This window comes from Lachnospira intestinalis, assembly GCF_040095895.1.
Lineage (GTDB): Bacteria > Bacillota > Clostridia > Lachnospirales > Lachnospiraceae > Lachnospira > Lachnospira intestinalis.
Genome location: NZ_JBBMFS010000002.1, coordinates 432,099 through 441,577, shown reverse-complemented (window position 1 = coordinate 441,577; position 9,479 = coordinate 432,099). Strand labels below are relative to the sequence as shown.

Annotated in this window: 9 protein-coding genes; all 9 read right to left on the bottom strand. The window is 41.1% G+C overall.

Annotation, left to right across the window (positions count from 1 at the left end; genetic code table 11):
- Positions 1-556: 556 nt before the first annotated feature.
- Complete coding sequence (locus WMO37_RS04345; protein ID WP_349154379.1) at positions 557-1,258, bottom strand: hypothetical protein; 702 nt, start codon at positions 1,256-1,258, stop codon at positions 557-559.
- Positions 1,259-1,438: 180 nt separating this feature from the next.
- A complete protein-coding gene (locus WMO37_RS04340) occupies positions 1,439-1,963 on the bottom strand; it encodes a phosphatase PAP2 family protein (protein WP_349154378.1) in 525 nt (174 codons plus the stop codon).
- A 9-nt stretch (positions 1,964-1,972) separates the two neighbouring features.
- Positions 1,973-3,166 carry a ribonuclease E/G gene (locus WMO37_RS04335; protein WP_022432114.1) on the bottom strand — a complete coding sequence of 398 codons (1,194 nt, stop codon included), beginning with the start codon at positions 3,164-3,166 and terminating at the stop codon, positions 1,973-1,975.
- Between the two features lie 60 nt (positions 3,167-3,226).
- On the bottom strand, positions 3,227-4,507 hold the full coding sequence (hisIE, locus tag WMO37_RS04330; RefSeq protein ID WP_349154377.1) for a bifunctional phosphoribosyl-AMP cyclohydrolase/phosphoribosyl-ATP diphosphatase HisIE: 1,281 nt from the start codon (positions 4,505-4,507) through the stop codon (positions 3,227-3,229).
- Positions 4,508-4,530: 23 nt separating this feature from the next.
- Complete coding sequence (hisA, locus tag WMO37_RS04325; RefSeq protein WP_022432116.1) at positions 4,531-5,250, bottom strand: 1-(5-phosphoribosyl)-5-[(5-phosphoribosylamino)methylideneamino]imidazole-4-carboxamide isomerase; 720 nt, start codon at positions 5,248-5,250, stop codon at positions 4,531-4,533.
- 22 nt (positions 5,251-5,272) lie between these two features.
- Positions 5,273-5,965 (bottom strand): imidazoleglycerol-phosphate dehydratase HisB, encoded by a 693-nt coding sequence (hisB, locus tag WMO37_RS04320; protein ID WP_022432117.1) that lies wholly within the window; start codon positions 5,963-5,965, stop codon positions 5,273-5,275.
- A gap of 10 nt (positions 5,966-5,975) precedes the next feature.
- The gene (gene hisD, locus WMO37_RS04315) at positions 5,976-7,265 is read right to left on the bottom strand and encodes a histidinol dehydrogenase (RefSeq protein ID WP_022432118.1); all 1,290 of its coding nucleotides are present in this window, start codon (positions 7,263-7,265) and stop codon (positions 5,976-5,978) included.
- A 26-nt stretch (positions 7,266-7,291) separates the two neighbouring features.
- Positions 7,292-7,942, bottom strand: a complete 651-nt coding sequence (gene hisG / locus WMO37_RS04310; protein ID WP_022432119.1) for an ATP phosphoribosyltransferase — start codon at positions 7,940-7,942, stop codon at positions 7,292-7,294.
- Positions 7,939-9,228: an ATP phosphoribosyltransferase regulatory subunit gene (hisZ, locus tag WMO37_RS04305; protein WP_022432120.1), complete on the bottom strand. Its 1,290-nt coding sequence runs from the start codon at positions 9,226-9,228 to the stop codon at positions 7,939-7,941. Before hisZ ends, hisG begins: the two co-directional genes overlap by 4 nt.
- Positions 9,229-9,479 lie beyond the last annotated feature (251 nt).

The following is a 9,479-nucleotide window of genomic DNA, read 5'->3' as shown; positions in this document are numbered from 1 at the left end:
GTTTGTCCGCCAGTTTTGAACAAACTAGCTTCAATAGTTTAGTTTCCGTTAAAACTTACTGCTTTAAAGGACGACATTCCGTAATTGCTTACTTCCTGTCAGTTCGTAAATTGAAAATTTCAAAGAATTTTCAGGGTTGTTTTACTGTTCAGTTATCAATGTTCGTTTATCAATACCGGCTTAAAAGCCGTTGTTGATTTTTTTATTTCGTTACCGCTGTGGGCTGTTTTTGTTGCCCTCGCTCGCGGCGACTTGATTATAATATCACCATTGGGTCAGGTTGTCAACAACTTTTTTAAGTTTTTTTGATTTTTTTGACATCTTTTTAGCTAAGCAACGCAACCCAAGTGTTTATGCGAAGTTTCAGTATGTGAATTTGGGGCGGTTTTACCAGTTTTAGTGTGTTTCCGTGCATTTCTTTTCGTTTTTATTTATAGATATACTGAAATCTGTCAATACATGTTTTACTACAAAAAAAGCAGATGAGAACTGCCTGTATTTTCTCATCTGCTTTTCTGTCACATATTCCAACGTAATTCCTGATTCACAGCCCATTCTAGTATTCTTTATCTTTTCCCGGTACCAGCCCTAACTCTTTAATCTGTTCTTCATTTAATTTCACACTGACAGGATGATTCATGTCGACAGTCGTCCAGTATTCATAGAAAGCAAAATCGCCACGCTTATATCTTCCGCATTTCGTACAGCTTAATAAATCAAATACCGCATCCACACCCTGAACCGTATACGCACCATGCTTTTTTTGTGTTTCATAAACGTGTTTAAGATATCGTGTCGGAAATCCTTCGTCCTGTAACCCGTAATAATAGAAACAGGTCCCACATAATGTTACGTCGGCAACATATGCTACAGTGCTGACATGCCCTGCATCGTCCGGTCCGTCGGAATATGTCCAGTCCATGCGTATCGGTCCTTCATTTTTCCATTCATGTCCGGTTGCAGCAATCCGTTCAGAATAGCTGTCCCCGCAGCTGCATGTATAAATTTTTCTGCCGTCAGTCGTACAGGTCGCTTCTTCGATACTGCTCAAAATATAAACATGTGCATGCTCCGGAAAATCTTCTCGGGAATCTGCCGTTTGGACAAGTGTTCCTGTTGCTTCGTCAAATCTGTATTTTACCCCGTCAATCGTAGTAATTCCTTTTGCCATGGCTCCGGTTTTCGTATCAAAATAATACTTTCCGTCTGCATTACCTGTCCAGTCCTTTACCATATGTCCGTTTTCATCATAACACACCCATTTCCCGGTGCCATCCTCACGGTCTGCATACTGTCCTGCCCATGATTCCTGCCGCCGCCTTGCTGCTCTTTTTAAATAATTCTTTTAATGCTGTCATATTTTTATTCCTACTTTTGTTGTATTTTATATATTCGTATCCATTATTTGCATTCGACATTTTATATATTTTATTTGCATTTAAATAAGAAACAGTCCGATAATGCCGATCAGCACGCCGATACCTGCTCCAGCAAGCACATCTTTTACAAAATGCACACCGCCCAGAACACTTACTACACCCATCAAAAATGCCAGAACAAGCATAATAACGCCCGCTGCCGGATTGACATACAGCCATGTCATTGCAATGACCGTAAATGATGCTGTATGACGGCTCGGCATGGATTCTCCGGTCTTGTCCTTTGCGACTATCGGTGTTGTGCCGTATATCGTATACGGTCGCTTAGCATTAACACATTTTCTAAAAACCGATACACCTGCAAATGTAATAAAAGGCACTAATATTACTTTTAAAAGCATGATACAGCCGCCGTTTATATAGACAAGTCCCAGTAAATCCACATAACACAGTACAGCAAGTGCAGGAAGCAGATGATACAGCACATTCACTGTTCTGACCGCCCATAAATGTTTTTCATACCATTGATATAGTTTTTTATAAAACTGCGGATAAAAATTATCTTCCTTATTTCCTTCTTCCATTTTTTTACTTTATACTTCTTCCTTTCTGCCGTCTGCAAACAATTCCCGTAAGGTCTTACCGTTCTTTTTCCGGGTAAGTTCCACCAGCCCAAGACGTGTCATATCAACATACACAATTCCTGTGTTTTCCTGCTGGATATATTTTTTTAATGCACTGACAAGCTGTTCTTCTTCGGCTTTTTCTTTCAGATTGATAAAATCCACAATAATCATGCCGGACAGATTACGCAGACCTATCTGGCGCACCAGTTCTTCAGCCGCTTCCAGATTGGTCTTTAAAAATGAATCTTTCTTTTTGACCATTTTCCCGGAATTGACATCAACCGCCGTCAATGCCTCTGTCTGTTCAATCACAAGATAACCGCCGGACTTTAACCATACCTTTTTATTTAATGTCCGCGAAAGAATCGTTTCCAATGAATACAGCTTGTAAAGCGGCAGTAATTCATCTTCATAAAGGCGCAGTTTTTCTTTCACCGCTTCTGCTGCATACTGTCCTGCCAGTTCATAAATTTCCCTGTCATCTGTTACAATTTCATCCAAATCCGAAATGCGCAGATTTTTTAACCATTCCACAACCGGTGGAAGCGGCTCATACATTTTTGTAAATGCTTTTAAATATTTTGCCTGTCCGGTTATCTCTTGAAACTGTTCTGCCAGTTTTTTGGCTTCTGCCAGTACAGGCGCACTGTCTGCTTCTGCTGTATTGGTACGCAGAATAAAACCAAAAGCCGGAAGCGGCTTTCCTTTATAGAAAGTTTCTTCCAGCTTTTCCTTTAATTCCAGACAATGCGGATGTTTTTTTACTTTTCCCGAAACGGAAACACCGGTGCCGTCCGATACCAGTACGACATATTCCCCGGTCAGGGATAACTTTCCGGTCGCCGTCGCGGGCTTGGTCTTAAATGCTTCTCTGCTGATTTGCACCAGCATTGAATCTCCTATGCAGACCTTCTCTGTATTTTTGGGATTTAAAAAGAAATGCTTTTTATTTTCTTCCAATGAATAATAGCATTTGATGCCTTTTTCAATCTCAATAAATGCACAGTTTAAATTTTTAACCACATTTTCCACGCGTCCGATGTAAATCCGTCCCGTCATATTTTCCGGTTCTGCCACTTTTAACTCACGGCATACATTATCATAAAACAATGCACAGACACACCGACCCTGTAAATGCGTTATCACATATCTGGTTTTCATACTTCTCCTTATTCCGCAGGCACTCTCCCATGCCGGAGGAAAATCTTTACTTTAAGCATTTTAGCGGTTTGCCAGTTCTTTCACAATATCTTCCCATGTCACACCGCGCAGTACCATCAGTACCATGACATGATACAGGAAATCTGAAATTTCATACTTGATTTCTTCCGGGTCCGGATTCTTTGCCGCAATGATAATTTCTGTTGCTTCTTCACCGCATTTTTTCAGAATCTTATCAATTCCCTTATCAAACAGGTAGTTGGTATATGAACCTTCTTTCGGGTGCTGTTTTCTGTCTTCAATGACATTCATAACATCATTAAATACCTTTAACGGATTGGTTTCTGCATATTCCGTTGATACGAGGTTTCTGTAGAAGCAGCTTCTGTTGCCGGTATGACATGCCGCACCGACCTGTTTTACCTTTGCAAGCAGCGTGTCGTTATCGCAGTCGATTTCAATTGAACGCACATACTGGAAATGTCCTGAAGTCAGACCTTTTACCCAGAGTTCCTGACGGCTTCTGCTGTAATAAGTCATTTTACCGGTTGCAATGGTTTTTTCAAAAGCTTCTTCATTCATGTATGCGACCATTAAGACTTCATCTGTTTTGTAATCCTGTACAACGACCGGAATCAGTCCATCACTGTTTAACTTAAACTCTGAAAACGCAATGGCACTGGTAAAGGTATTCATGGCAATTCCTTTTTTAGAAAGTTCCTGTTTTGCCTGCATGGCATCATAATCCAATGCGCTGACAGAAAGTCCTGTAACACCACCTATATTTTCATTTGTAATCAATGCTGTAAAATCTGCATTTTCAGTATTCACAATGCAATTCATCTGATTGGCACTGATTAAATCTGCATCTGCCGTAAACTGCTTTTCACTTAAAATCACAACAGAAAGCTGATTGTCTGCTGCCATGTCAAGTGCTTCTTTTTCCGCACCGGTATACACCAGCCCTAATTTTGCTGCACCGAAACGGTCTGCAACTTCTTTCATCATTAAAAGATTCGACTCCTTAACATCTTCTAACAATGCAGTCTTTGCGCCTGCGTATAAATACTTTTTAATATCCTCGACACGCTTTACATTACCGCCTACAAGTACCGGTGTATCAATAGATTTGGTAATCTGGCGCAGAATACCGATTGCCTTTTCGTGTGAATCGTCATCATAGGATAAATCCATGACAAGAATCTCATCAGCACCGTTTTCGCTGAAACGGTTTGCTGCTGCAACCGCATCACCGTTTCCTAACAGTACACTTAAATCTTTATCAGCGTACGCTTTCTCATCTTTTAAATAAATATTCGGAATTAATTTTTTATATGACATTGTCCGTTTTCTCCATTACCTGCTTATTTTTCAAATTTTTCTACTGCTTCTGATAATATAACGCGCTTTTCATACAGTGCCTTACCGATAATTGCACCGTGGATTCCCGCATCAGAAACCGCTTCAAGGTCCTGCATACAGGATACGCCGCCGGAAGCGATAATGTCAATACCGGTCTTATCAGAAAGAAGCTTTGTCTGTTCAATATTCGGTCCTGCAAGCATGCCGTCTTTTGATATATCTGTATATACAATGGTCTGTACACCCATTTCTTTCATGGCAAGCGCCATATTCACAGCCGTTTTATCACTTAACTTTTCCCAGCCTTCTACAGCAACATAACCGTCCTTTGCATCAATTCCCACAACGATGTGTTCCGCACCAAAACGGTCAATCGCCTGACGGATAAAATCCGGATTTTCAACGGCTTTTGTTCCGATAATCGCACGGTAAACGCCTAAATCCAGTACTTCCTGAATATTTTCAAGTGTACGGATACCGCCGCCTAACTGCACCGGAATATTCACGCTGTTTACGATTTTTTTAATCGTTTCGGCATTCACGGAACGCCCCTTTAAAGCCCCGTCCAAATCCACGGTATGAATAAATTTTGCGCCGTCTTTTTCAAAGCTTTCTGCAATCTTGTATGGTGTATCCGAATACACGGTCACTTCGTTAAACAGTCCTTTTTTTAACCGGACACACTGTCCGTCTTTAATATCAATAGCAGGATATAATCTCATAACTTCACCTCATGTATGTATTTTACAGACTTCCTTTTGTAGAAAGCACACTTTTAATTCTGTCATCTTTCTGACACGCTTCGTCTAATGCCTTTGCAAATGCCTTAAACATGCCCTCGATGATATGATGGTCATTTTCTCCGGACAGCTCCCTGATGTGCAGGTTCATTCCGGCTGAATAAGATACTGCATAAAAGAACTCCTTGACCATCTGTGTATCAAAATAGCCGACACTGTCTGCATGGAATGCCGCATCAAAGACAAGATACGGTCTTCCTGATAAATCTATTGCACATAAGATCAGTGCTTCATCCATTGGCAGCATAATATCACCATAACGGCGGATGGATTTTTTATCACCGAGTGCCTGCTTAATTGCTTCACCTAAAACGATGCCGACATCTTCAATCGTATGATGACAGTCTACGATTAAATCGCCTTTTACCCTCAATGTCAGATCAAATAAACCATGCTTTGCAAAGCTTTTTAACATATGGTCAAAAAATCCGATACCTGTATCAATATCAGATTCACCGCTTCCATCCAAATCAATCGACAGCTGGATATCCGTTTCACTTGTCGTGCGTTCAATGTGTGCCGCACGGCGTGGTATTTTTACTTCTTCCGCTGTTTCTGCTGCATTTTCATTGCGTCCCTTATAACGCGGATTGCGGTATGGTCTGCGGTAATTTTCTTTTCTTTCATTGCCAGCCATAATTTTTCTCCTATTCGAATCTTACTCTGATTGAATTTGCATGTGCAGTAAGCTGTTCTGCCGTTGCAAATTTTTCAATATCCTTGTGAATCGGTTCCAGTGCTTCTCTTGAATAAGAAATGATGCTGGATTTCTTAATAAAGTCATCTACACTTAATGCAGAGAAGAATTTTGCCGTTCCGTTGGTCGGAAGAACGTGGTTTGGTCCCGCAAAATAGTCACCCAGCGGTTCAGAGCTGTATTCTCCAAGGAATATTGCACCGGCATTTTTAATTCTTGTCATCGTATCAAATGGATTCTTTGTCACAATTTCAAGATGTTCGGAAGCAATCTCATTGGCAACTTCAATGGCTTCTTCCATCGAAGCTGCCGTTAAAATGTAACCGTAGTTTTCAAGGGATTTCTCAAGAATTGCCTTTCTTGAAAGCTGGGCTACAAAGCCGTCAATTTCTTCTGATACCTTCTGTGCAAGTTCTTCACTGGTTGTAATTAAAATCGCAGATGCCATTTCATCATGTTCAGCCTGTGAAAGTAAATCTGCCGCTACATATCTTGGATTGGCTGTTTCATCTGCAAGCACTAAAATTTCACTCGGTCCTGCAACAGAATCAATGCTGACATAGCCAAACACTGCCTTTTTCGCCAGTGCTACATAGATATTGCCCGGTCCGACAATCTTATCAACCTTTGGAATGGATTCTGTGCCGTATGCCATAGCTGCAATCGCCTGTGCACCGCCGACTTTGTAGATGACATCTACACCGGCTTCTTTCGCAGCAACGAGTGTTGTCGGATAAACCTTGCCATCCTTTCCCGGAGGTGTACACATAATAATCTGTTCTACGCCTGCTACCTTTGCCGGCATAACATTCATCAGAACAGATGACGGATAGGCAGCTTTACCGCCCGGTACATAGACACCGACTCTTGCAAGTGCTGTCACCTTCTGACCGAGAATGGTTCCGTCCGGCTTGGAATCAAACCAGCTGTACTGCTTCTGTTTTGCATGATAATCGCGGATATTTACCAGTGCCTTTCTAATAACATCCAGTAAATCCTTATCCACCTGTGCGTAAGCTTCGTCAATCTCTTCCTGTGTTACACGGACATTTTCTGCATTGATGTCTGCCTTATCGAAATTCTTTGTATACTCAAATAACGCTTCATCCTTTCTGGCGCGTACATTTGCAAGAATATCATTGACTGCTGCTTCAAATTTCCCATAGCTGTTCGGACTTCTCTTTAAAAGGTTCTCCAAAATGTTGTTTTTGCTTTCCGGTGTTAATTTTACGATTCTCATATGCTGCCTCTTTTCTGCCCTGCGGCTTATTTTTCTTTATTTTCCAGATAATTTCTTAAATCCGTAATCAGTTTTGTAATGCGCTCGTTTTCCATTTTCATGCTGACCTCGTTGACTACCACTCTGGCAGACAGCGGACACACTTCCTCTAAGACCTCAAGTCCGTTTTCCTTTAAGGTTGCACCCGTTTCCACGATATCGACAATCACTTCTGAAAGTCCGACAATCGGCGCCAATTCAACAGAACCGTTCAGCTTGATAATTTCAACGGTCTGATGCTTTTTATTGTAGAAATAATCTTTTGCAATATTGGGATATTTGGATGCCACACGGATTAATTCATGATGCTTTAACTTTTCCTTTGCTTCCTTTGGTCCGCAGACACACATTTTACAGTTGCCAATCTTTAAATCATAAACTTCATACAGTCTTCTGCCTTCCTCCAAGATGGTATCCTTTCCGACAATCCCGATGTCGGCGGCACCGTATTCCACATAAGTCGGCACATCTGACGGCTTGGCAAGGAAGAAACGAAGCTTTAATTCTTCATTGGTGAAGATGAGTTTTCTTGTCTTCTCGTCTTTCATTTCCTCGCAGGTAATTCCAATATTTTCAAAAATTTCAAGGGCATTTTTTGCAAGACGTCCTTTTGCCAGTGCTATTGTTAAATATCTCATGAAAGCTTTCCTCCCAGTATCTCAGCCAGCCGGAGCTGCTGTTCTTTCTTTGTTGCCGCATCAATCACCGTCACAGAATTATTAATATCAGCACTCATATTCTTTAACAGAACTACGTCTTTTATCTGTGAATTAGCGGCATATTCGCAGCAGCTGTCGATATCCTTTGCCTGTTCTTCTGTCAGCATACAGACATTGTTGCCCATCTTACGCATTGCATCTGCGGTCTTTAACGCATTTACAAGGTTATCCTTGGCGTACACAAGTAAGATGCCGCTTACATCGACCGGAACATTAAGTTTCTGTCTGTTCATGGCTGCCATCAAAGTATCTACATTCATGGAAAATCCGATAGATGCCTTGTCACAGCCAAACTGTCCTATCAGTTTGTCATATCGTCCGCCGTTGACAACCGGTTCGCCGACACCAAAAGTATATCCTGCAAAAATGATACCGGTATAATAGCCGTGATTGCTTAATGCACCCAAATCAAATGAAATGTATTTGTCATAGCCGATAATCTTTAAATAGTCATACAGCTTTAACAGTCTGTCGATTGCGGCAAGGCAGTCCTGATTCTTTGTCAACCCTGCTGCCTTGTGTAAAACATCAATTGAACCAAACAGCTGCGGAAGCTGTAACAACACATCTGAAATGCGCTTATCAATATTTAATGAATTTAACAGTTCTTCCACACCGAAATAATTTTTCTGTTCAATCAGACGGACAAGCATTTCTGCTTCATCACCGTCAATACCTGCTTCCTTTAAAAGCCCTTTAAAGAACAAGACGTTGCCGATTTCAACCTGAAATTCTTCCAGTCCGGCATTTTTCATGCAGTCAATCACCATGCTGATAATCTCTAAATCGGCATCAATCGAATCATCGCCAATCAGTTCCGCACCGACTGCCGTGCTTTCCTTTAACTTTCCCTGATAATATTTGCTGACATTGACAAAAGTATTGCCCACATAGCAAAGCTTTAACGGACGGTTATCGTCTTCAAAATACTTTGCGGCAGTTCTTGCGATTGCCGGTGTCATATCCGGGCGCAGCACCAGTGTATTTCCATACCGGTCAAAAAACTTAAACATTTCTGTCGATGGAACACTTCCACGTTCTTTATTAAACACATCAAAAAATTCAAATGACGGTGTCTGGATATCGTTATATCCATATAATGCACAGACATCGTGCAGACGGTTCTGTAACACAATCTTTCTGGCACATTCACCGTTATAAATATCTCTTACACCCTCCGGTGTATGCAGTAAATCCTTTTTCATACTAATCCTCATTTCTAAGCAGCTTGTTGCGAAGAGGCGATGAGAAATTCGCGAAGGCGATTTCTCATCTGCCATCATAGATATTTGTTTTTGCTCAGAAACAAATATCTATGTGAACAAGCTTTCATTTATGGCTTGTTCACATTACTCCAATTCCGCTTTAAGCGCTTTTACTTTATCGTGGTAACGTGATAATTCGTTACAAAAGAATAGTGAGATTATACCCTACTAAACCGCTCTTGTCAATCTCC

Coding starts and splice junctions, on each gene's coding strand:
- WMO37_RS04340 (WP_349154378.1), bottom strand. CDS start 1,963: ATGGAAGAAGGAAATAAGGAAGATAATTTTTATCCGCAGTTTTATAAA.
- WMO37_RS04335 (WP_022432114.1), bottom strand. CDS start 3,166: ATGAAAACCAGATATGTGATAACGCATTTACAGGGTCGGTGTGTCTGT.
- hisIE (WP_349154377.1), bottom strand. CDS start 4,507: ATGTCATATAAAAAATTAATTCCGAATATTTATTTAAAAGATGAGAAA.
- hisA (WP_022432116.1), bottom strand. CDS start 5,250: ATGAGATTATATCCTGCTATTGATATTAAAGACGGACAGTGTGTCCGG.
- hisB (WP_022432117.1), bottom strand. CDS start 5,965: ATGGCTGGCAATGAAAGAAAAGAAAATTACCGCAGACCATACCGCAAT.
- hisD (WP_022432118.1), bottom strand. CDS start 7,265: ATGAGAATCGTAAAATTAACACCGGAAAGCAAAAACAACATTTTGGAG.
- hisG (WP_022432119.1), bottom strand. CDS start 7,942: ATGAGATATTTAACAATAGCACTGGCAAAAGGACGTCTTGCAAAAAAT.
- hisZ (WP_022432120.1), bottom strand. CDS start 9,228: ATGAAAAAGGATTTACTGCATACACCGGAGGGTGTAAGAGATATTTAT.